The organism is Microcoleus sp. S13C4 (genome assembly GCF_036700865.1).
Taxonomy (GTDB): domain Bacteria; phylum Cyanobacteriota; class Cyanobacteriia; order Cyanobacteriales; family Microcoleaceae; genus Microcoleus.
On the sequence record NZ_JAUBPS010000067.1, the window covers coordinates 1 to 20,974 of the forward strand.

20 protein-coding genes and 1 tRNA gene are annotated in these 20,974 nt (G+C 46.0%); 12 read left to right on the forward strand and 9 right to left on the reverse strand.

The genetic code is table 11. The annotated features are described in order from the left end of the window. Positions 1-70: 70 nt before the first annotated feature. Both QT996_RS22765 and thyD read right to left on the reverse strand, forming a co-directional pair. Positions 71-799, reverse strand: coding sequence for a nucleotidyl transferase AbiEii/AbiGii toxin family protein (locus QT996_RS22765; protein ID WP_333049170.1), 729 nt, complete (start codon positions 797-799; stop codon positions 71-73). A 145-nt stretch (positions 800-944) separates the two neighbouring features. Next, on the reverse strand, positions 945-1,871 hold the full coding sequence (thyD, locus tag QT996_RS22770) for a thylakoid membrane protein ThyD (RefSeq protein WP_333049172.1): 927 nt from the start codon (positions 1,869-1,871) through the stop codon (positions 945-947). 148 nt (positions 1,872-2,019) lie between these two features. Here thyD and QT996_RS22775 point away from each other — a divergent pair, with 148 nt between their 5' ends. Then, entirely contained in the window at positions 2,020-3,651 is a 1,632-nt protein-coding gene (locus QT996_RS22775; protein ID WP_333049174.1) for a DUF3352 domain-containing protein, read from the forward strand. Positions 3,652-3,823: 172 nt separating this feature from the next. Here QT996_RS22775 and QT996_RS22780 read toward each other — a convergent pair whose 3' ends face one another. The 3 genes from QT996_RS22780 to QT996_RS22790 all read right to left on the reverse strand — a co-directional run bounded on the left by QT996_RS22780 (position 3,824) and on the right by QT996_RS22790 (position 5,113). Continuing rightward, the gene (locus QT996_RS22780) at positions 3,824-4,021 is read right to left on the reverse strand and encodes a hypothetical protein (protein ID WP_172187588.1); all 198 of its coding nucleotides are present in this window, start codon (positions 4,019-4,021) and stop codon (positions 3,824-3,826) included. A 196-nt stretch (positions 4,022-4,217) separates the two neighbouring features. Further along, the gene (locus QT996_RS22785; protein WP_190743632.1) at positions 4,218-4,634 is read right to left on the reverse strand and encodes a tetratricopeptide repeat protein; all 417 of its coding nucleotides are present in this window, start codon (positions 4,632-4,634) and stop codon (positions 4,218-4,220) included. Positions 4,635-4,759: 125 nt separating this feature from the next. After that, positions 4,760-5,113, reverse strand: a complete 354-nt coding sequence (locus QT996_RS22790; protein WP_006632680.1) for a HesB/IscA family protein — start codon at positions 5,111-5,113, stop codon at positions 4,760-4,762. A 245-nt stretch (positions 5,114-5,358) separates the two neighbouring features. Here QT996_RS22790 and QT996_RS22795 point away from each other — a divergent pair, with 245 nt between their 5' ends. The 9 genes from QT996_RS22795 to QT996_RS22835 all read left to right on the forward strand — a co-directional run bounded on the left by QT996_RS22795 (position 5,359) and on the right by QT996_RS22835 (position 17,117). Beyond that, complete coding sequence (locus tag QT996_RS22795; RefSeq protein WP_333049178.1) at positions 5,359-7,017, forward strand: DUF6930 domain-containing protein; 1,659 nt, start codon at positions 5,359-5,361, stop codon at positions 7,015-7,017. Positions 7,018-7,132: 115 nt separating this feature from the next. Next, positions 7,133-7,387 (forward strand): hypothetical protein, encoded by a 255-nt coding sequence (locus QT996_RS22800; RefSeq protein ID WP_333049180.1) that lies wholly within the window; start codon positions 7,133-7,135, stop codon positions 7,385-7,387. 4 nt (positions 7,388-7,391) lie between these two features. Beyond that, the gene (locus QT996_RS22805) at positions 7,392-7,592 is read left to right on the forward strand and encodes a type II toxin-antitoxin system PemK/MazF family toxin (protein ID WP_333049183.1); all 201 of its coding nucleotides are present in this window, start codon (positions 7,392-7,394) and stop codon (positions 7,590-7,592) included. 219 nt (positions 7,593-7,811) lie between these two features. After that, a complete protein-coding gene (zds, locus tag QT996_RS22810) occupies positions 7,812-9,248 on the forward strand; it encodes a 9,9'-di-cis-zeta-carotene desaturase (protein WP_333049186.1) in 1,437 nt (478 codons plus the stop codon). A 157-nt stretch (positions 9,249-9,405) separates the two neighbouring features. After that, the gene (locus QT996_RS22815) at positions 9,406-9,852 is read left to right on the forward strand and encodes an SRPBCC family protein (protein WP_333049188.1); all 447 of its coding nucleotides are present in this window, start codon (positions 9,406-9,408) and stop codon (positions 9,850-9,852) included. Between the two features lie 259 nt (positions 9,853-10,111). After that, on the forward strand, positions 10,112-12,106 hold the full coding sequence (locus tag QT996_RS22820) for a serine/threonine-protein kinase (protein ID WP_333049189.1): 1,995 nt from the start codon (positions 10,112-10,114) through the stop codon (positions 12,104-12,106). Positions 12,107-12,192: 86 nt separating this feature from the next. After that, positions 12,193-12,266: transfer RNA gene (locus tag QT996_RS22825), tRNA-Val, on the forward strand. A gap of 163 nt (positions 12,267-12,429) precedes the next feature. Next, on the forward strand, positions 12,430-13,038 hold the full coding sequence (locus QT996_RS22830) for a Uma2 family endonuclease (protein ID WP_333049190.1): 609 nt from the start codon (positions 12,430-12,432) through the stop codon (positions 13,036-13,038). Between the two features lie 533 nt (positions 13,039-13,571). Further along, positions 13,572-17,117, forward strand: coding sequence for a PAS domain S-box protein (locus QT996_RS22835; RefSeq protein WP_333049192.1), 3,546 nt, complete (start codon positions 13,572-13,574; stop codon positions 17,115-17,117). A 645-nt stretch (positions 17,118-17,762) separates the two neighbouring features. Here QT996_RS22835 and QT996_RS22840 read toward each other — a convergent pair. Both QT996_RS22840 and QT996_RS22845 read right to left on the reverse strand, forming a co-directional pair. After that, entirely contained in the window at positions 17,763-17,960 is a 198-nt protein-coding gene (locus QT996_RS22840; RefSeq protein WP_333049195.1) for a hypothetical protein, read from the reverse strand. Continuing rightward, on the reverse strand, positions 17,932-18,933 hold the full coding sequence (locus tag QT996_RS22845) for a hypothetical protein (RefSeq protein ID WP_333049198.1): 1,002 nt from the start codon (positions 18,931-18,933) through the stop codon (positions 17,932-17,934). The genes QT996_RS22840 and QT996_RS22845 overlap by 29 nt, the downstream gene beginning before the upstream one ends. A 365-nt stretch (positions 18,934-19,298) precedes the next feature. Here QT996_RS22845 and QT996_RS22850 point away from each other — a divergent pair, with 365 nt between their 5' ends. Further along, positions 19,299-19,547, forward strand: coding sequence for a helix-turn-helix transcriptional regulator (locus QT996_RS22850; RefSeq protein ID WP_333049201.1), 249 nt, complete (start codon positions 19,299-19,301; stop codon positions 19,545-19,547). 57 nt (positions 19,548-19,604) lie between these two features. Then, a complete protein-coding gene (locus tag QT996_RS22855) occupies positions 19,605-19,886 on the forward strand; it encodes a helix-turn-helix transcriptional regulator (RefSeq protein WP_333049204.1) in 282 nt (93 codons plus the stop codon). A gap of 111 nt (positions 19,887-19,997) precedes the next feature. On the opposite strand, the gene arfB is transcribed toward QT996_RS22855, so the two are convergent. After that, positions 19,998-20,411 carry an alternative ribosome rescue aminoacyl-tRNA hydrolase ArfB gene (gene arfB / locus QT996_RS22860; RefSeq protein WP_333049207.1) on the reverse strand — a complete coding sequence of 138 codons (414 nt, stop codon included), beginning with the start codon at positions 20,409-20,411 and terminating at the stop codon, positions 19,998-20,000. Between the two features lie 72 nt (positions 20,412-20,483). After that, the gene (locus QT996_RS22865) at positions 20,484-20,954 is read right to left on the reverse strand and encodes a restriction endonuclease (RefSeq protein WP_333049208.1); all 471 of its coding nucleotides are present in this window, start codon (positions 20,952-20,954) and stop codon (positions 20,484-20,486) included. Positions 20,955-20,974: the final 20 nt, after the last annotated feature.

Sequence of the window (20,974 nt, forward strand, 5' to 3'; positions counted from 1 at the left end):
GGGGATTGAGATGGTTTTTAGCTGGCATTTTTGTAGATATTGACTAAACTCATTTTTTATTATACCCTATTTAAAGGCACAACAGCTTACTATCAATTTGATTCAAACAAGGAACAGGCGACCAATTTGGATAATTGGGTTCGCCAAACTCAATTCGCCCTTCACAAACCATCTCAAATTTAATAGTAGTGCCGCCCACAATAACTGGAAATCTTATCCCATACTGGTTGGCTTGAATATCGTTCGGGAGAACAATGCGTGAAGCGAAGCTATCCCCAAGGGAATCGCGACTAGCAAAAATCGCATCATAGCCTCCTTCGGCAACTTTGCGGCGCAGGAGACGGTAGCCATTATCCATCGGACACATAAAGTCAATATCCTGGCTCAACCGATATTCTCCGTGTTCCATACTTACCAACGTTCCGCCCCCAAAATACGCCCGACATTCCTGTAGAAATTCGACATTCAAGTGGCTGAGTACAGTTAATATCTTTTGATGAATTTCGCGTTTAAACATTGCTTGAGAACTTACCCAATTTTCTGAATGTTTTGGCGGAAAACCGGTTCTCAGTTCTGCTATTAACCAAGACTGATAGTGTTGGCTGATTTGTTGAATAAAAGCCAGTTCCTCAAAGCTAGGTGTTCCCAAAACTCCCCAATAATGCCAGCCAGATTCGTAGCGGCATAGCATTTCCTTGAAGCTCAATTTTTTTACATCAGCAATTTGCCAGCAGATAGCTTGAAGGAATGGGAGTTCGGCGGGAATTGTCAACCCGGTTGCTATTTCTTGATGGTTCATCTGCTTTCGGGGAAAGCGAGGCCGAGCCTCTGGATATGCGTTACCAGGCAGAGCCTGGTAACGAGGAATTTTGTTTGAGTGCGCGCAGGCAGACTTTGTTTGTTTAGCCCCGAATTCTATTCGGCGGGTTCTATTCCGTAGGTTCCTAACTTCCCGATAAAATCTCTTCGAGTGCTAATTTCAGCGTCGGATATTGATATTGAAAACCGCTAGCTAAAGTTTGTTTAGGCAACACTTTCTGCCCTTCCAAAACAACTTTTGCCCCGTCTCCCAACAGCATTTCTAAAGCAAAACTTGGCACCGGCAACCAAGAAGGCCGACTTAAGACTTCCCCTAAAGTTTGGCACAATTCATTCATCCGCACCGGATTCGGTGCTGTCGCATTCAAAAGGCCTTCAACTTGCGAATTTTGCAAAGCGTACAAAATTAAATCAACCACATCCTCGCGATGAACCCAAGAAAACCACTGTTTTCCTGTCCCAATCGGCCCGCCTGCAAATAATTTAAAAGCCGGCAGCATTTTTGCCAACGCGCCTCCCATTCCCAAAACTATCCCCAGTCGCAAAATTGCTAGCCGCGTTCCCGCATTTTTTGCAGGTTGGGCGGCTGCTTCCCAGTCTTTGCAAACTGCTGCTAAAAAATCGTTTCCCGCGAGGCTCGTTTCGTCAAACTCAGCGGTTTCGCTGGTTCCGTAATAGCCGATCGCCGATGCGCTAACAAACACCGATGGTCTAGGATTAGCATTGACGATCGCCTCCACCAATTTTGCCGTCGTCAGTTTGCGACTGTCGAGAATAGCTTGCTGGCGCGCCTCCGTCCACCTTTCCTCCGCAATCGGAACCCCGGCTAAATTGACAACAGCGTCGCAGCCCGCGATCGACTTTTGCCAATCACCAGACTCCGCAGGAGTGTAGGCGACAACTTCCAAATTCGGATAAGCTGAAGCCGGAAAAACTCGGCTAGCCTTCGCTGCATCCCTGCTCAAAACTACCACTTGATGTCCCGCAGCTTGCAGCTTCTCCACCAGCCGGCTACCTACAAATCCCGTTGCTCCCGCGATCGCTACTTTCATCTTTTACCAATAATGCACATTTTTAGTAGTTTAGACGATCGTCCAAACTTGTTGTGAATTATACAAAAATAAACAGCAGCCTCGATCGCCTCCCCACAAGCTTTCTGTATTTTGATTAAACTGATAGGGGACGCGAGGAAAACAAACCATGCCTGCAAAAAAATCAAAGCTTCTAATTGCTGCCTCCATCGTCGCAGCAGGTAGCGCTGCGGTCTACTTTTACTTCCAGGGTTTGAGCCAAAAAATATCCAACCCTCAAGACAGCGCCAAAGTTGTACCCGACGAAGCAATGATGGCCGCGTTCATCTCCCCCAATCCCCAAGCGTTGGATCAGTTGCAGCGATTTGGCACGCCAGGGACTCAAAAGTTGGTCGGCATGGGTTTGAAGACCTTTCAAGAACAAAGCTTGGCAGGCACTCAAATCGACTTTGACAGGGACTTAAAGCCTTGGCTGGGGGGGGTGATGGTCGCTTTGTTGCCTCCTGATGGTGTGGCGAAAACCGAGCCTCCTAAGCTGCTGGTTGTAGTCAGCGTCAAAAATAAAATTAGCGCTTGGAATTTTGCGAATAAATTAAAATCTCAGCCCGGTGCAACTACTCAAGAAACGGAGTATAAAGGAGTTAAAATTTCTGAGATTGCAGAGCCAACCGGCAAGCGCTACAGTGTGGCTTTGCTGAACGACCAATTAGTGATGGCTCCTTTGAGAAAGCCTGTGGAATTGGCGATCGATACTTTTAAAGGAGAACCCTCCCTCGCTACGCAGCAGAGCACAACTAAGTTTTTTGCAGAGAGTGCTGGTGTCAAGAATCCCATCGCAACTGTTTATATTGCTGACTATCCTGCTGCAATTGAGCAATTGAAAGCTAATTTGCCCGCAGATATCCAGTTGCCTTGGACAGTGTTTTCCCAGTTCAAACAAGTCAAGTCTTTGGTTGCAGGAATTGGGGCGGATAGTACGGGATTGAGGGTAAAAACTATTGCTCAGTTAGACCCTAAATTCGTGCAGCAAAATCCACAAGTCGCATCGAAATTGTTGCCCAGATTTCCGGATGAAACTATTGCTTTAGTTGGTGGCAAGGGAATCGATAAAATTTGGTCGCAAGTAACCGCTGAGGCAAAAGATAGCCCGGAAGTTGACAGGGGAGTTCAGCAGGTGAGGAGTAGTTTTAAGCGGTTGGATTTGGATGCGGATCGAGAGGTTTTTGGTTGGATGAATGGGGAATTTGCGATCGGGGCGATCGGTTCCAATCAAGGCATTTTGTCTCAGTTGGGGATGGGGGCGGCGATGATTTTTGAAACCAGCGATCGCCCTGCCGCCGAAGCAACCCTGAAAAAACTCGATGCGATCGCCAAAAGCAATGCTACAGTCAGTGTCGCCCCCAGACAAGTTCAAGGCAAAGAAGTTACGGAATGGAAAATACCCCAGCAAGGCACTTTATTCGGGCACGGTTGGCTGAATGAAAATTCTGTGTTTGTGGCTTTCGGCGGGCCGTTAGTCGATGTGATTACTTCGACGCCGCCCCAGCCGCTAAGCAGCAGTCCGAGTTTTCAGGCGATCGCTACTTCTTTACCGCGGGCTAACCAAGGTTACTTTTATATAGATATGGAAAAAACCATGTCTTGGGCTAACCAATATTTGCTCGCAGTACAGCCAAATTTAGTTTCGCCGCCCGCCGCTGAATTGCTCAATTCTCTCCGAGGAGTTAGCGTAGCCACAGCTTCTACGCAACCGACAACTGCTGAGTTGGAGATGCTTTTTGCCTTCAAATCTAACAATTAGGGAATTTGTAATCGCTAATTTGTAATCGGCAATTCTTCCTTAATTTCTTCTATCCCTTAAATCCCGTACACGGCTTTGTTGCCGGACTTTTTCCTGACCAAAAAAAGATGCTGCCCTCAATGGAGGGCAGCTACTCAAATAAAGCATCTTAAAGTCTCTCACAACTTCAGAATTAACCTTCAGACATTCCTGATTTATTCGGCAATTGCAAATCATCCGGATCTACATAGTGACAAACTGCTTTGTCCATACAAATCAACGCCCAGCCGGATTTATCGATGCTCATCAATTTGTAAGAAGCGGGCTGAATAAAGAAACCTTTGTGGTTGCGGGTTGCTGGTTTGATGTTAACGTGGCTGTCATTACTCATGTTTTTACAACTCCTAGTTTTATCGTAGTAAAATCTGAAAACCGCTGAGCGGGTTTGTGAATCGTCTAAGTTTTCAAATACTAGCACTGACTTCCTGAGTTTTCCATAAAGTTATTTATTGATTTATTACGATCTCGTAATAAACTCCCAAGCCAGTTTCATTGCTCCCCGCCCCCAAATCGACTTGTTTGCGCCCTTACGGCTCCAAAAGCCACTGTTTAACGCGGGCGAGACTCTTCCAGTCGGGTTTTCTGCTTAATCCTTCTTCAAAATTTTTTTTAACTTCGTCGAGCAACTCTTCGGAAGCCATCAGTAATTGCTGAGCCACTTCTACATGGGGCCGCACTCCTTTCTCTTTGAGATCGAGGATTGCTACTGCTAGGTTGATGCGAGCTTGGGGGTCGTGAGGGTTCAATTTAACGGCTGTTTTCGCTGCCTTTTGAGCCGGTGCAGGTTTATTTTCCAACAGGTAGAGCCACGCGAGGCTAGCCCAGGCATTGCCATTTTTGGGAGCTTTTTCGCACACTTCTTTAAACACGGGGATCAGATTAGCCGGGGCTTCGCCAGCTTGGTAGCGATCGAAACCGTCTTTAAACAATTCTTCAGGGGTCATTCGATTTTAGATTTTGGATTTTAGATTTTAGATTGGAAAGAGCATTGGGTGCGGGACGCAGCAATGCAGTCCGAGGCATTCTCAGCAATTAGTAATTACCAATCCCCAATGCCCTATTTTCCAATTTATGTAGAAAAAGAACTGCCACAACCGCAAGTTTGAGTTGCGTTGGGGTTAGTAAACTGAAAGCCGCCCCCGATCATAGCATCGCTGAAGTCGAGAACCAAACCGTAGAGATAAAGAATGCTCTTGCGATCGCAAACTACCTGAAAACCGTCGTAGTCGAACACTTCATCGTCGGATTTCACAGTGCTGGGATCTGCGAAATCCATCACGTAAGACATACCAGAGCAGCCACCCTGGCGCACCCCTACCCGCAAGCAGAGGTCTTTACCTTGTTTTTCTCTCAGAGCTAAAACTTGACGGACAGCAGAGTCCGTCATTTGAATTCCACGCTTTTCAGAAATGGCTTGAGTCATAATTTGCCGAACTCCTGAGATTGTCTAATGGTAAGAGTTTAATCTTATCCCTCCATTGTACAGGCATTCGCCAGAAGGCCTTCGGTTAGATGCTGAAGGCAGAATTTTTACCTTCTAATTTTTAATTCCCGTGGGGCCTCGTTCCCAAGCTCGATGTCCTCTCCCCCTATAGGGTTTATGATTGATAAGCAGCGGTTGACCGGCTACCGGCACCGCAACAATGCTTCACCCAACGGGCTTACTCTATGGCAGCGCTGAATCGCTCTACTCTTCGTCGGCTACAAAACTTACCTCAAATTCCCAGCGTGTGGGAGGGCGATCGCCGACCCTTATCTAATGCTGACTCGCACATGATGCTAGATGACGATGACGTTCTAGAAGCTGGTGGCGAGTGCATTCTCTGGGTCGATGGCTCCGAAGGAGTCGTGAGGGCTATGGACATGGTAGGCCCAGATGCCGGCCCAGAGGCGATCGTCCGGGCCCTGCTACGGGCAATGGAACATCCCCAAAGTCCGGCTCCCGCAGGTCGGCCCCAAAAAATAGTAGTCAAAAACCGAGAAATTCAATTTTATCTGCGGGGCGTACTTCAAGATTTAAGCATTTCCATTGACTACGTGCCGGAATTGCCCTTAATTGACGAAATATTTCGCGGTATGGAAGAGGTCGCAATCAACAGACCTCCTGAGTTACCCCCTCAGTATGCTGAAGTTTTAATGGAAAAAGCTGCTCAAATTTGGCAAGATTCTCCGTGGCGGACTTTGAGCGAACACCAAATTATATCTATTGAAATCAATCAGTGGGATGTCGCCAGCCTCTACGTGTCCGTATTGGGGCAAGGCAGAATGGATTACGGAGTTTTACTTTACCGTTCTCTAGAATCCTTGAAGCGGTTTCGAGAACGAGTCGTCAATAATGATGAATCTTTTGAAGATTTAGAACAGGCTTTTTTAGGGCAAGACTGTTTGTTTCTCACCTTTGAAAGTTCTACCGATATTGATGAGGACGACGAAGAAGAAATTGATTTAGCCGATTTGCCTCCATCGGAAATTGAACCAAATTTCGGCAACCTACATCCTTTAGAAGGATTGCGATCGATTCTTTACGAAGAAGAAGCCCTCACGATGTTAGTTGCTCTCGAAGCATTTCATCGCTTTTTCCGCAACGGCCGCCGGAAATTGGGAGCAGAGACGTTTCCCAGTCTTAGCAGCCGCTACCGCATTCCAGTTCCGCAGTCTGACGGAGAAATTCAACAGGTATCCGTTAAAGTTTCGACGATGCCCGACGTATCACACGAATTATTACAGATGCTGGGTGATGACGATGATGACGATGATGACGATGACGATGATGATGAATTTGACAAGCCACTGCTGCGGGACGATTTGGTGCCGCAAAATTCATTTTTGAGTCTCGGCGCCGTACCTTGGGAAACGGTAGAGTTCCTGCGCCAAAGTGTCCAGTTTCACCAAGGTGCAGAAATTGATATTAATACCGCCGGAGATGGTTTGCCGGTGGTGATGATTCAAACTTCTCATCCGAAGGCAAAAACTATGATTCAGGATTTGAAAGAAGCTGGAGGCGTGAAGGGGATTGGTTTTAATCCGGGCGAAAATCCTTTTCAGGATGAGCAATACGACTTGGGTATATTGCAAACTAAAAATGGGGAGCTGTATTTGTTTGGAGAGTTTAATGAAGACGATCCAGTGCATCAGGAAGCTCGCAAGAAGTGGGACCGTCGCTGTAAATTAACCAACGGTTGGTGCGGTTTGATTATTGCTAAAGGCTTGATGGGTGCTTCTCGCGGTCAGCCTCAGTTTAAGGATATGATCGCTTTGCTTGAGGTGCGCTGGGTGTCTGCTAAAGACTTGGGAATTGGGCCACTTCAGTTGATGCCGATGTTTTGAAGGAAGAAGGAAGAAGGAAGAAGGAAGAAGGAAGAAGGAAGAAGGAATATGTAAAAGTAATTTGTAAGGTGCGCCCCAGCGCACCATAGTTTTTAAATTATTAAGGAGAATGATTATGTCAAATTCTACTCAAAAGCGAGAAGTGTTAGTCGCCCTTGATGCTGAATTCGCTGATAAAATAGACCAGCTTACTGATAATTGGACGGAGGCGATCGAACAAGCTCTCCGTCTCTGGTACGCTAAGCAAATAGAAAATAAGTTGCGGAAATTTTATCAAAACTGCAGCCAAGAAGATATTGATTTTGAAGAAGAATGGGCAACCTTTGCCGAGGAACAAATGGAAGAAATTTTAATAGAGGAAGGTCTTTGATACAATGACAGAAGCTTATCCGCGACAAGGCGAAGTTTATCTTGTTAGAGCTTTGCGAAGGATCGGAGATACCAAAAAGCGTCCTGTTGCTGTCGTTTCCATAGATAGCCGGAATGAATTGAGCCGTACTGTACTGATTGTCCCTTTTACTAGCGATTTGAGAGGGGGCGAAACTCCGACTCGGGTTTTGATTACGGCACGGTGAAGGAGGCTTAGAATCTGACTCGCTGGCTGTCTGCGAGCAAATTATAATTGTCCAAAAGACTTATCTGGAACAAGGCCCTTACGGTCAACTTAGTGCCGATGTCCTAGCAAGAATTCAGAGGGCTATACAAGTGTCGATCGGCATTTACGAACTTTAATAATATTTCTGATATTCTAAATTTTGTTACAATTTGTAAAAATACTGTAAAGGATAGGTAAAATGCGGGTTGCGATCGCAGGTGCGGGACTGGCTGGAATGACCACAGCAGTCGATTTAGTGGATGCTGGCCACGAAGTAGAAATTTTTGAATCCCGCCCCTTTGTCGGCGGCAAAGTCGGCAGTTGGGTAGATCCCGACGGCAATCACGTTGAAATGGGTTTGCACGTCTTCTTCGGCTGCTATTATAACTTATTTGCCCTGATGAAAAAAGTGGGAGCTTTTGATGATTTGCTCCTCAAAGAACACGTCCACACTTTTATTAATCGAGGCGGCGAAACCGGGTCTTTAGATTTTCGCTTTCCCGTGGGTGCTCCTTTGCACGGTTTGAAGGCGTTTTTCACGACATCTCAGCTATCCGTACAAGACAAAATTCAAAATGCGATCGCCCTGGGAACTAGCCCCATCGTCCGAGGTTTGATAGACTTTGACGGGGCAATGAAAACTATCCGCGATTTGGATAAAGTTAGCTTTGCTGACTGGTTCCGCAGTCAAGGTGGCAACCAAAACTCGCTCAAAAGAATGTGGAATCCGATCGCCTACGCACTGGGTTTTATCGACACTGAAAATATTTCTGCCCGGTGTATGTTGACAATCTTTCAATTCTTTGCGTCAAAAACCGAAGCCTCTGTCATGCGGATGCTGGCTGGTTCTCCCAACGAATATTTGCACAAACCAATTGTGGAATATTTGGAAAAAAAAGGAGCAAAAATCCACACGCGGCGCCGAGTTCGAGAAATTCAGTTTCAAGAAGGTGCAGAAACTCACGTAACTGGTTTGGCAATAGCTAGCGGCGAAACGGAAGAAACTATTACCGCCGATGCTTATGTTTTTGCATTAGATGTGCCTGGAATTCAGAAAATATTGCCCCCAGCTTGGCGCAAATGGTCAGAATTTGACAACATTTATAAGTTAGATGCGGTGCCAGTTGCTACAGTACAATTGCGGTTCGACGGTTGGGTAACGGAACTGGAAGACGAAGCCAAGCGCAAACAGTTGAGCCACGCTGTAGGAATCGATAATTTGCTATATTCAGCAGATGCAGATTTTTCTTGTTTTGCAGATTTGGCACTGACAAGTCCCAAGGATTATTATCAAGAAGGAAAAGGTTCGCTGTTGCAGTTGGTGCTGACACCGGGAGATCCGTTTATTAAACAAAGCAATGAGGCGATCGCCCAACACGTACTTAAGCAAGTTCAGGATTTATTCCCCTCAGCGCGGGAATTAAACATGACTTGGTACAGTGTTGTTAAGCTCGCTCAATCTTTGTATCGTGAAGCACCGGGGATGGATGTTTTCCGCCCAGCTCAAAAAACTCCGATCGCCAATTTCTTTCTAGCAGGAAGTTATACTCAGCAAGACTACATTGATAGTATGGAAGGAGCGACACTTTCAGGCCATCAAGCGGCTAAGGCAATTCTCGAAGCTTACACTCATTAGTCATTAGTCCTCTAGATCCCCCCTAACCCCCCTTAATAAGGGGGGGACAAGATTCTTCTCAAAGTCACCCTTATTAAGGGGGATTTAGGGGGATCTAGACTCGACAACAAACGAGAAATCCACAATCTAAAATCTAAAATCTAAAATCTAAAATCGCATGACTGATTGGTTAGAACACAGCGTCCAAGTAGAAGTAGCAGTTCCCATCGAATTAGCGTGGCAACTCTGGTCAGACTTAGAGCAAATGCCGCGCTGGATGAAGTGGATCGAATCAGTTCGCATTCTCGAAGACAACCCGGAATTGTCGCGCTGGAAACTCGCAACTGGCGGGTTAGAATTTAGCTGGCTTTCTCGGATTCTCAAAGTAGTGCCGAATCAGATAATTCAGTGGGAATCGGTAGACGGTTTGCCAAATCGAGGTGCGATAAGATTTTACGATCGCAAAAACAGCAGCATTGTCAAACTGACAGTAGCTTATGGAGTTCCCGGCTGGCTGGCAAAATTGATGGACAATTCATTTCTAGCGCGAGTAGTTGAATCGACTCTTATGGCTGACTTGGAAAGGTTTAAAGAGTATGCTCTGAAAGTTAAGGCGACTTCTTAAATTATGAGGACTAAAGTCATGACTACTAACCATTTTGTAGTAAGGACTTCAGTCCTTTAATTTCTAATTTAGGACTTAAACACCCGAACAAAGAAACCCGGTTTTTGAACCGAGATTGAAAGTTTTAAGCAAATATTTTGGTGAAAAACCCGGTTTCTGGTCGCCCGTGCGTCCAGGATTATAATTGTAACGCGAGAGTCGATCGCCCTTTTACCTCAGTATCATAGACATATGCTGCGGATTCCTTCTCGGTTCAGTTATGAGTTACTGCCTAAACCCCGCCTGTCCAAACCCGCAAAATGCCGATCGTACCCAATTCTGCCTGAATTGTGGCTCCAAACTGTTGCTGAGAGAGCGTTACCGTGCCATAAAACCCCTCGGGCGCGGCGGTTTTGGCCGCACTTTTCTAGCAATAGACGAAGACAAACCCTCAAAACCGCGCTGTGCAATTAAACAGTTTTTCCCCCTATCCCAAGGTACCAGCAGCAGCGAGAAAGCAGCAGAATTATTCAACCGAGAAGCGGTGCGGCTGGACGAGTTGGGGAAACACCCGCAAATTCCCGAACTGCTGGCGCACTTTCAGCAGGAACGCTATCAGTATTTAGTACAAGAATTTATAGAAGGTCAGAATTTACAAGAAGAGTTGGCGCGGACTGGGCCTTTCAGCGAAAGTCAGATTCTCAGTCTGCTGAAGGATTTATTGCCAGTATTGCAGTTCGTGCACGATCGCAGTGTAATTCATCGAGATATTAAACCCCCCAATATTATCCGGCGTCGCATTTCTCAAACTCCGATCATTTATACTTACCCCACATTAACCGGGGAATTAGTTTTAGTTGATTTTGGCGCTGCAAAAGTTGTAGAGGGTTTGAGAGAAACCGGTACAGTTATCGGTTCTCCCGAATTCGTCGCGCCGGAACAAATTAGAGGTCAAGCGGTTTATGCCAGTGATTTGTATAGTTTGGGAGTAACTTGCATTTATTTGCTAACTCAAATATCTCCTTTTGATTTGTTTGATATCAATCAAGATGTTTGGGTTTGGCGAGACTTTTTGAAGGTTCCAATTGATCCGAAATTAAGTCGCATCCTCGGCAAAATGATCGAACCAAGTCTCAGTCGGCGCTACAAATCTGTAGCTGAGGTATTGAAAGATTTGCAGCCGCAGCAGTCGGCGGCGCAGGTTCCGACTCCGGCGCCAAGGGCAATTCCCGTACCGCAGAGGACGCCGGTGGTGCAGAATGCAGTGCCGCCAACGCTTGCAGGCACAATTATACCTGTGCCACCAATGCAGCGGGTTGTGCCCGCACGCGCGCCTACTTGGAGGTGTGTTCATACTCTCGTAGGGCATTCTAATGCCGTCACGTCGGTAGCTTTCAGTCCTGATGGCGCGACTTTAGCTAGCGGCAGTGAGGACAAGACGATTGAGATGTGGAAGTTGGACACGGGTAAGCGGTGGTACACTCTTACGGGTCATTCTGACTGGGTGACTTGTGTGGCGTTTAGTCCTGATGGCGCGAGTTTGGCTAGTGGCGGCCGGGACAAAATGATTCATATTTGGGATTTGAATAAGGGTAAGTGGTGGTACGCTTTGGCTGGTCATTCTGACAGGGTTTCTGCTGTGGCCTTCAGTCGGGATGGTCAGGTTTTGGCTAGCGGCAGTCGGGACAAAACTGTGCAGTTGTGGAATTTGAATAAGGGAAGGCGGATGTCGGCTTTGACTGGTCACGCTGGCGGAGTGGAGGCGGTGGCTTTTAGTGCTGGCGGGGAGTTTTTGGCTAGTGGGAGTCGGGACAAGACTGTGCAGTTGTGGGATTGGCAAAATGGTCGATCAATTTGTACTCTGGCCGAGCACGGGGATTGGGTGCGGGCGATCGTTTTTGCTGCGAGTTCCTCTATCTCCCCCCCTTCTCAAGGCGGGGCTGGAGGGGGATCTGTTTTGGCGACGGGGAGTCGGGATGGTACGGCGAAGCTGTGGCGGGTGGATGCACAGGGTCGTGGAACGCTGTTGCAGAGTATGAGGGACAATTCTGGGGATGTTTTGTGTGTGGCGTTCAGTCCCGATGGTCGGGTTTTGGCGACGGGGAGTCGGGATGGCACGATTTATTTGTGGGATGCGGGTACGGGGGGTTTGCTGGAAATTCTGACGGGCCACGGGGGGGAGGTTTTGTCGGTGGCGTTTAGTGCTGATGGGAGGAGTTTGGCTAGCGGTGCGGGCGATCGAACTGTGAAGATTTGGCGGGGGATTGGCCATTAGGGGCGATGTCAAGAGTGTCCGCTTAAAAAATCTCATATTTATGCTTGACAGGCGATCGATTGTTCTGCTACATTAGGAATTCGTGAGGACGCATAGCTCAGTTGGTTAGAGCACTACGTTGACATCGTAGGGGTCACTGGTTCGAGTCCAGTTGTGTCCATGAATTTCAATCATTTATAAATCAAGGGTTTTAGGTTTGCAGTCCTACCGAGAGTTGGGTCTTTCGCTAGACAATTAACCTATTAGTTAGATAATTAACTTAAAAATCTGACGCACCCTACAGAATCAGAATCAAACGATATTAGAGCATTGGAGACTTTACCATGACTCAAGCGATATCGAAGTTAAGGAGTTTTGATGAATTTCTGGAAGGAAAACCAGAAAACGGACGCTATGAATTACATAACGGAGTTATGGTTGAAATGCCAAATCCAACTGGTAAACATTCAGCGAGTGCGGGTTTTCAGGCGATAGAATTGGGTTTAGAAATCAGGCGATTACAATTTCCTTACTTTATTCCCAAGGAATGTACAATTAAATTTAAAGATAACTCGGGCTACGATCCAGATGTGATTGTATTAGATAAACAACCCGTAGAAGCCAATGAGTCTCGATGGGAAACAGAATCAGTTATTACTCAGGGAAATTCGGTTAAATTAGTTATTGAAGTAGTCAGCACAAATTGGTGCGATAATTATGCACATAAAATGATTGATTATGAAGCATTAGGCATTCCTGAATATTGGATTGTATATTATTTGGGTTTAGGGGGTAGCCGTTATATTGGTTATCCGAAACAGCCTACTTTATCGGTTTATAAGTTAGTAGATGGTGAGTATCAAATTAAGCTGTTTCGGGGAGAGGAAAGAATTGAATCAGCGGTGTTTCCCGAGTTAAATTTGACCGCTAAGCAAATTTTTAACGGTGGATAAGCGATCGGGGACACATAGCTCAGTTGATTAGAGCACTAAAATGCCATTGTAGGGGTCACTTGTTAGAGTCCCTTTCTGTCCATAGCTAAAACCCGCTTTGGGGGCGGGTTTTGTTGTTTCTACAACCAAACTGGTAGATTTGGCATTCTCAATTAGCAATGACAGAATATGTCTAGGCCAGAGATTTAGTACAGTCGCCACGTTTCGTCGAGGCTGTTGCTGAGCAGTTGCCTAGTTTGCATGAGTTCGCTGTTAAAGAAACTCTAGCTTGATTCTCGTAGGCACCATCTCCATCCGTGAACAAAGCGCAAGCAAGCAGAACAAAAAACAGAACCACTGTGAGAAGGCGATCGCCTTGCACTGGCCCAAGCAGAAGCCGCTAACCGGATTCAAGACGAATTTTTAGCGGTGCTGTCCCATGAGTGGCGATCGCCCGTGTGCTTAAACACTGAATGACTTAGGTTTTGGGCATATTATATCTTGATTCCCTAACAATAACTGGCATAATAGGTAAATAGGCAGGACTAACCGCAATGAATGTAGAACGTACACACTCCTTGAATGATCGAGAAGAGCTTACTGTAAATTTTCCTCAAGAGCTATGTACGGACTGCCAAGCACTCGAAGCACGATTTGCGGCGATCGTAGATTGCATGGCTGAGGCATTCATTTCTATTAATTCAGAGTGGCAGTGCACCTATGTCAACCCTAAAGGAGAGCAGCTTTTAAACAGAAAGCGGCAACACCTAATCGGCAAAAATATAGAGACACTATTTTCGGTCGATCCTACCTCGGAACTATATAAGTATTGTCATCGATCGAGCGCCACGCAAACTGTAATTGAGTTTGAAGAACACTACCCCTCGCTCAACAAATGGTTAAAAATTCGCCTCATCAAGAGTAAAGAAGACTTACTCATTTACTTCCAAGACACAACTGAAACATCTCCAGCCGAGCAACAATTGAAAGCCGAAATCGCCAAGTCGCAGCAGGTGGAAGCTACTCTTCAGAAAGAACAGGACTTTTTGAAAGCAATTCTAAACAACGTTCAAGCTGGCATTGTGGCTTGCGATGCCGATGGCATATTGACAGTATTTAACCAAGCCGCTAAAGATTTTCATGGATTACCTCAGCAGCCAGTCCCACCCGATCGATGGGCCCAATATTATGACTTGTATTTGCCCGATGGCAAAACACGCATGAAGACAGAGGATATTCCGCTGTTCCAGGCATTGCAAGGACAGAAGGTTCGTGATGTAGAAATGATGATTGTTCCGCAGCAGGGAACTGCGCGAACCCTGTTAACAAATGGACAGGCAATTATAGCTCCAAACGGGGAAAAACAGGGTGCAGTTGTCGTCATGCACGACATCACAAAGCGCAAGCAGGCAGAAACTGCTCTGCGCGAACGTGAAGCACAATTATCGAGCATCTTCCAAACTATTCCTGATGGCATCGCCATTCTAGATTCTACGGGACAGATTATTGCCGCAAATAAGGCCGCAGAGAGGATTTTAAGATTAACTCGCAGCGAAATTGTAGGGCGAGGCTACAACGATCCATCTTGGTTCATTACCAGCCTGGATGGTCATTCTTTCCCCGCAGAAGAACTGCCGTTTGTGCGGGTGATGCAAACAAGTGAGCCGATTTATGGCATTGAACACGCTATTAATCATGCCGATGGAACCCGCACAATGCTTTCGATCAATGCTTCCCCTTTGTTTGACGAAGAAGGGAAAATTATTAAGGTCATTGCTGCTTTAAGCGACATTACTGAGCGCAAACAAACCGAAGAAGAACGAGTACAGCTTGTTCAAGAACAGGCAGCCCGTGCCGTAGCAGAGGTTTCTCAGGAAAAATCAACATTTTTAGCGGAAGCAAGTGCTGTCCTTTCCTCTTCGCTGGAGTATGAACAAACTCTCCAAAGCGTTGCAAAGCTGGCAGTTCCTTATTTTGCAGATTGGTGTAGTGTGGATCTGGTGAATGACGATCGCACTATCGGTCGTGTTGCAGTGGCTCATTCCGATCCCGAAAAAATCCAGTTTGGCTGGGAGTTGGCTCAACGCTTTCCCAGACATCTCGATGATGGGTATGGCATTGCTAAAGTCATGCAAACAGGACAGGTTGAAATTGGGATTGAGATTAAAGATGAACAGTTAGTTGCCACAGTGCCGAATGGTGAATACCTGGAAATCTTACGTGGAGTTGGGTTAAAGTCCTGCATCATTGCACCGCTACAGGCACGCGGGCGCGTTTTGGGTAGCATTACGTTTGTGTTTACTGAATCCGATCGCCGCTATCGCCTGGAAGACATTCCCTTGGCTGAAGATTTGGCTCAGCGAGCAGCGATCGCCATTGATAACGCTCGTCTCTATAATGAAACGCAACAAGCGAAATTAGCCGCCGAACTCGCTGCTAACCGGACGGCTCGATTGCTCGCGGTGATGACAGCTTTGTCTGAATCGCTAACCTCGGCTCAAGTGGCTCAGGTGATTATTGAACAGGGAATGTCCGCACTGGGAGCAAGTTGTGGTTTGGTTGCGGTATTAAACCAGGATGCAAGCGAACTGGAGATTATTCAAGCGATCGGCTATGAGCACGTAGGAGAATTTCAGCGCAGTTTTTCGATTCATGCACCCTATCCTCTGGCAGAAGCCGTGCGAAGTGGGCAACCTGTTTGGGTAGAAACCATCGAAAACCGCATTGCCCGTTATCCTGATTTAGCCCAAGCTTATGCCAAGGCGGGTTCAGAAGCCTGGATTTCAGTGCCATTGTTGATTGAAGGACAAGCCGTTGGTGGGCTATCGCTCAGTTTTTCCACAGTTCCCCAGCTTTGTGAGAGCGATCGCGCTTTCGTTTTGGCGCTGGCACAGCAGTCAGCGCAGTCGATCGACCGAGCACGGCTCTACGAGTCTGAATCGCAAGCACGGACACAAGCAGAAGCAGCTAACCGAATTAAAGATGAGTTCTTAGCTGTCTTGTCGCACGAATTGCGAACTCCGTTGAATCCGATTCTGGGTTGGACTCGACTGCTGCGAAGGGGAACCCTGAATTCTGGCAAGACGGCGGTAGCTCTCGAAACGATTGAGCGCAATACCCAGTTGCAAGTTCAACTGATTGAGGATTTGCTGGATATTTCTCGCATTCTGCAAGGAAAACTGAGTTTGAACTCTACTCCTCTTAATTTGAAAACAACTATTAAAGCTGCGATCGAAACAGTTAGTTTAGCCGCCGAAGCGAAGAACATTCAAATTCAAACTCAGCTCGAACCAAATGTAAATGATGTGTTAGGAGATGCTACCAGATTGCAACAGGTTGTCTGGAATTTGCTCACCAATGCCATTAAGTTCACCCCAACTGGAGGTAGAGTTGAAGTTGAGCTAAAAACGATTGATTCCTGTGCACAAATTCAAGTTAGGGATACAGGGAAAGGGATTAAGCCAGAATTTATTCCCTATGTCTTTGACACATTTCGGCAAGCCGATAGCAGTATTACGAGAACATTTGGTGGGTTAGGGCTGGGATTAGCGATCGTGCGTCACGTCGTTGAGCTACATGGTGGAACTGTCAAAGCCGAAAGTTTTGGAGAAGGACAGGGAGCAACATTTACTGTCACACTTCCCTTATTAGCCAGAAGCAATGATGCAAACAGTGATGGCAAGGACAATCTATCACTCAATGCTCACACTTCACCCTTGGCTAGATTATGTATCCTGGCAGTTGATGACGAAGTAGACAATTTAGAATTAGTTCAATGTATCTTGGAGCAAGCGGGAGCCACGGTGATCTATGTATCTTCAGCAACAGAGGCGCTACAACAACTCACTAAATTTAAGCCAGATGTTTTGATTGCTGATATTGGGATGCCACAAATCGATGGCTATGAGTTGATTCGTCAAATCCGACAACTATCCACAGATGAGGGAGGGCAGATTCCCGCGATCGCTCTGACAGCCTATGCAGGTGAGACAAATAAACAGCAAGCACTAGCAGCCGGATTTCAAAGGCATCTTCCCAAGCCTGTTGAGCCTGAAACGTTAGTGGAGACAATTGAGAAATTGCTTCATCAAATCGAGTAATATTAATTCCGGTTGCACTCCTCCGGGATTGTTGACTGTGGACTGTTGACAGTTGGCTGTTAACTGTCAGTCGAAAAACTCAATGAGATAAATTCCGGTTGCATCGGAATGGTCAAATCCAGTTAACAGTCAACAATCACCGATGGATGGTGGAAGCGGAATTTATCTCATTCATCTGCGTTAATCTGTGTTTATCTGCCCTCATCTGCGGTGAAAAAAAGATAATTTCTCGGATCGCTGATGACAAGGGATTGACGCTGATTAACGCAGATGAAGAAAAGAGAGATAGGAATAATTTCGATGCTAACAGATTTGATATTATGGTTGAGTAAGGATTTCAAATTGATTATTGGAGATGTCTTTTGAGTATAGTCTGGGAAGAAAATGTCACGAATTGAGGGCTAGCCTAATGCTGCTTGACTTAGATGTATGAATAGGCTCTGCTAAGGCATTGCTCCCCAAACCCCATAATATATGGTTGACACCAGCCCTGGGCGCACAACGCGGGAAATTTTAACTTTGCCCCACAGTTGGGAAATTCCGATCGCAATCACAACTAATGTCGATCGCCCCAACATCCCCAAATCATGAAAAACCCCATCACCCAGTAGGGACACGACACCGTGCCGTGTCCTTAACCGTAGCTTATCGGCGACAACCTTCAGCGATCGCCCTCAATACAGCTAGCCGCACTTCTGGATGAGATTTCTCAAGCCCGTTAGCCCGAAAAATCCAGTGTCCGGCACCCGCGTGCTCGATCGCAATTTTCTGTCCGTCGGGCAAAACTATTTGCCACCAATTCAACACAGTGGCTTTAATTAGTTGGCACTGAATTTCGTTCAATTGAACCTCCATGAGTTTCAGTTGACGCATGATCGGATTTTGGGCTGATGATTTCATGATTTTTATCCTCAAATGAATTTGACCGTTTCTTAGCTAGGATTTCAGTTTGCTGATTTTTCAACTTAATTTCACGTTCGGAACTTTTAGCGTTAACTTTCCCTTCCGAACTTTTAGCCTTAACTTCTTCCCTTTTACCACCTTTCGGCTCTACTTTCACTCCAAAACCTTTAGACTTAACTTTGTCTTGAGCCGAATTTGAAGTCTGTGCCGTTGCAGGCTTCTTAAACTCCGCGTCTAATTGGTCTAAAATCTCCTCTTGTTCGGGAGTGTGTTCCGCTGGCTGCTCTAAATTTCTGGGATTGTATTCGCCAACCAACCTTGCCAAAAATTCCGAAATTGACAGTCCGGCTGCGGCTGCTTTTTTCGTTAAAAGGGCGTAGGTGTCGGTTTTAATGCGAATTTGTTTGAGCCGGAGGTTGGGATTGTTGTCAACTGTTTCGGCAATAGTTACTGCGGTAATCCTTTCTTTGGGTATGACATCGACAACTTCTTGCCACTTTTCCTGTAAACGACAGTCGCCATATTGGTCGGTGATTGCGTGTTTGAACAAAGGAACAACTTGAGCAACGCAGCTAGGCAAAATCTCAAAGCCTGCTTTAATCAAGCGCAGGCAAATGCTCGCAGCTTTGATAATTTGCGTGCAGTAAAAATACTGTCTCCCTAATGCTTGTTCGCAGTAACTTTTAAAAGTTTTGAACTTGTCTTTGTACAATCGCAGTTTTCGGATCGCGTCCAGCATGATTCCTTGACGCACGTAGTCTAGGAATCCCCTTTTAATTTCGCCTGTGAGGTAGTCTAAATCGTGAAAGGGAGATTGATTCTGGATTTCTTCTTCAAAGTCTAGCAGCGGGCCTGCAAAGTGAAAGTTGGAGGCGACATCGCCTAGGTAGAAGTTGTCAATTGATGTGGGCATGATCGGGAATGGTTCGAGAAATGGCACGATAGCACGGAAGTTGTGCGATCGCAAAGGAGAAGTTTTGGCCTGGATCTTTGATACAATTTTGAGTTGGACTGTGCTGTGAGGTCGATCGACCTTTTACATGGCACCACCTCCTCGGCGTTGAGAAAAAAGGGGCTTGAGGTATGCGCCCAACCCCCGAAAATACGCTTGGGTATAAGCACAATTGATAGACGCTACAAATAAGGGAGTTCTTCAAACCTGCATTTTGACCTTGGAGGCTCGCCCGGTTGCCTTTGTTTTGCCTATCTACTAGCAGTTTAGTGCCAGATTTCAATTTTGTCAAGCACTATTCTGCTAGCAATTAACTGCTATAATTGATGGAAGCTAAAGATCAAGAAACCATAACCTTGAAAAACCTTAGAGAAAGTGCAAATTTGACCCAACCTGAACTTAGTCGTCGAATGGGGGTAGGAATTCGCATTATTGGCGATTGGGAACGAGGGGAATCCATTCCTCGCTTTGATCGGGCTATTGCTCTGGCGCGCGAGCTAGGCGTGCCACTAAAAACACTTGCTAGATGTATGGGACTAGACGTAGCCACAATTCCCGACGATCTACCAACATGAAGTTTACGTCTTATAAAAGCCTTTATGAAGACGTTTACATCATGAATATTTCGTCCTATGATAGAAGAAGATTTACAAGAAAAGGAGAAGTCTCCATTGAGACTACTCAGAGAACAAGCTGGACTAACACGCCCTCAAGTCAAAGAAAAAATCGGAATTTCCGAGCGAAGACAAGCTGACTGGGAATTAGGCAAGACTCTACCTAATGCTGAAAACATACTTGCTATGGCTAACCTGTACCAGGTTTCTCTAAAAACTATGTTTGAGCTTTTAGGATTAGATGTAACTAAAATTCCCGATGACTTACCAAGTCGATCGCCCTCGCCGAACGACAACTAACCCGCAGGGGTTCGTCCATGTCTAGGGAAACGGGTTTGAGTCATGCACCCAAGCCCGGAAAATACTAAGGCTATAACTAAAAACTCAGAAGCCCGATCGACCTTTCATCGATCAATCCGTAATTTTAGCTCTCAGAGCTTTAATCTGCCCTCGCTTGGTTTTGCTGTCGAGACGCTTGCGCTGGGAACTACGAGTTGCTTTGCTGGGTTTGCGCCTTTTCGGTATGACGATCGCACTTTTAATCAGTTCTTGCAGCCGTCTCAAAGCCTCCTCCCGGTTTTGTTCCTGGCTGCGGTGTTCCTGGGCTTTGATGACAATCACACCTTCGGAGGTGATGCGCTGGTCGTTGATTTGCAACAAACGCTCCTTGTAGCGATCGGGCAATGAGGAAGCTGGGATATCAAAGCGCAAGTGAATCGCACTCGCCACCTTATTTACATTTTGCCCCCCCGCGCCTTGAGAGCGAATCGCACTAATCTCGATTTCGCGATCGTCTATGAACACAGTGTTAGAAATTTGCAGCATGATTGATCAGTGAGATTAAAGATACCGGGAAAGCAGTGCATCTTTTATATATAACTTACTTGGGTAGATAAATTATTTACACTTCTTAGCTGTCAGGATGAATTCGATGAGTCTTTTTCTATCCCATAACTCTACTTCGTTAGATTCAGCAAGGTTGTAAGCGTTTTCTGTAAATCTGTTGTTGGTGATTACTATGGCTTTATTCCCTTTGTAATGTCTGACGGCTCCTGCTACTTCTTGAACTGCTTTAATCCCAACTGGATTTTTGCTTCTTTTTGCTTGAACCACAGTTTTTGATCCATCTTTGTATAAAATTAAATCCGCCCCATAATCTTGACTATCTTGAGTTAAAGTAACACCATAACCAAAGTTTCTAAAATGGACATCTAGAAATTTTTCAAACTCTTGGCCCGTCATTTCATCCACTTCCAGAATACCACTGTCTAATAAAAGCTTTTTTTCCTCTTCTTCTTTCCATGTATCCAATACCGATGTCGCAATCACACCCAAAACGGCAGCAGCTCTTACAATAAAAAATTTCATCAAATTACATAGATTACTAC

What these genes read in the sequence shown, in the direction of transcription:
- QT996_RS22765 (WP_333049170.1), bottom strand. Translation starts at nt 799, where the DNA reads ATGAACCATCAAGAAATAGCAACCGGGTTGACAATTCCCGCCGAACTC.
- thyD (WP_333049172.1), bottom strand. Translation starts at nt 1,871, where the DNA reads ATGAAAGTAGCGATCGCGGGAGCAACGGGATTTGTAGGTAGCCGGCTG.
- QT996_RS22775 (WP_333049174.1), top strand. Translation starts at nt 2,020, where the DNA reads ATGCCTGCAAAAAAATCAAAGCTTCTAATTGCTGCCTCCATCGTCGCA.
- QT996_RS22780 (WP_172187588.1), bottom strand. Translation starts at nt 4,021, where the DNA reads ATGAGTAATGACAGCCACGTTAACATCAAACCAGCAACCCGCAACCAC.
- QT996_RS22785 (WP_190743632.1), bottom strand. Translation starts at nt 4,634, where the DNA reads ATGACCCCTGAAGAATTGTTTAAAGACGGTTTCGATCGCTACCAAGCT.
- QT996_RS22790 (WP_006632680.1), bottom strand. Translation starts at nt 5,113, where the DNA reads ATGACTCAAGCCATTTCTGAAAAGCGTGGAATTCAAATGACGGACTCT.
- QT996_RS22795 (WP_333049178.1), top strand. Translation starts at nt 5,359, where the DNA reads ATGGCAGCGCTGAATCGCTCTACTCTTCGTCGGCTACAAAACTTACCT.
- QT996_RS22800 (WP_333049180.1), top strand. Translation starts at nt 7,133, where the DNA reads ATGTCAAATTCTACTCAAAAGCGAGAAGTGTTAGTCGCCCTTGATGCT.
- QT996_RS22805 (WP_333049183.1), top strand. Translation starts at nt 7,392, where the DNA reads ATGACAGAAGCTTATCCGCGACAAGGCGAAGTTTATCTTGTTAGAGCT.
- zds (WP_333049186.1), top strand. Translation starts at nt 7,812, where the DNA reads ATGCGGGTTGCGATCGCAGGTGCGGGACTGGCTGGAATGACCACAGCA.
- QT996_RS22815 (WP_333049188.1), top strand. Translation starts at nt 9,406, where the DNA reads ATGACTGATTGGTTAGAACACAGCGTCCAAGTAGAAGTAGCAGTTCCC.
- QT996_RS22820 (WP_333049189.1), top strand. Translation starts at nt 10,112, where the DNA reads ATGAGTTACTGCCTAAACCCCGCCTGTCCAAACCCGCAAAATGCCGAT.
- QT996_RS22830 (WP_333049190.1), top strand. Translation starts at nt 12,430, where the DNA reads ATGACTCAAGCGATATCGAAGTTAAGGAGTTTTGATGAATTTCTGGAA.
- QT996_RS22835 (WP_333049192.1), top strand. Translation starts at nt 13,572, where the DNA reads ATGAATGTAGAACGTACACACTCCTTGAATGATCGAGAAGAGCTTACT.
- QT996_RS22845 (WP_333049198.1), bottom strand. Translation starts at nt 18,933, where the DNA reads ATGCCCACATCAATTGACAACTTCTACCTAGGCGATGTCGCCTCCAAC.
- QT996_RS22850 (WP_333049201.1), top strand. Translation starts at nt 19,299, where the DNA reads ATGGAAGCTAAAGATCAAGAAACCATAACCTTGAAAAACCTTAGAGAA.
- QT996_RS22855 (WP_333049204.1), top strand. Translation starts at nt 19,605, where the DNA reads ATGATAGAAGAAGATTTACAAGAAAAGGAGAAGTCTCCATTGAGACTA.
- arfB (WP_333049207.1), bottom strand. Translation starts at nt 20,411, where the DNA reads ATGCTGCAAATTTCTAACACTGTGTTCATAGACGATCGCGAAATCGAG.
- QT996_RS22865 (WP_333049208.1), bottom strand. Translation starts at nt 20,954, where the DNA reads ATGAAATTTTTTATTGTAAGAGCTGCTGCCGTTTTGGGTGTGATTGCG.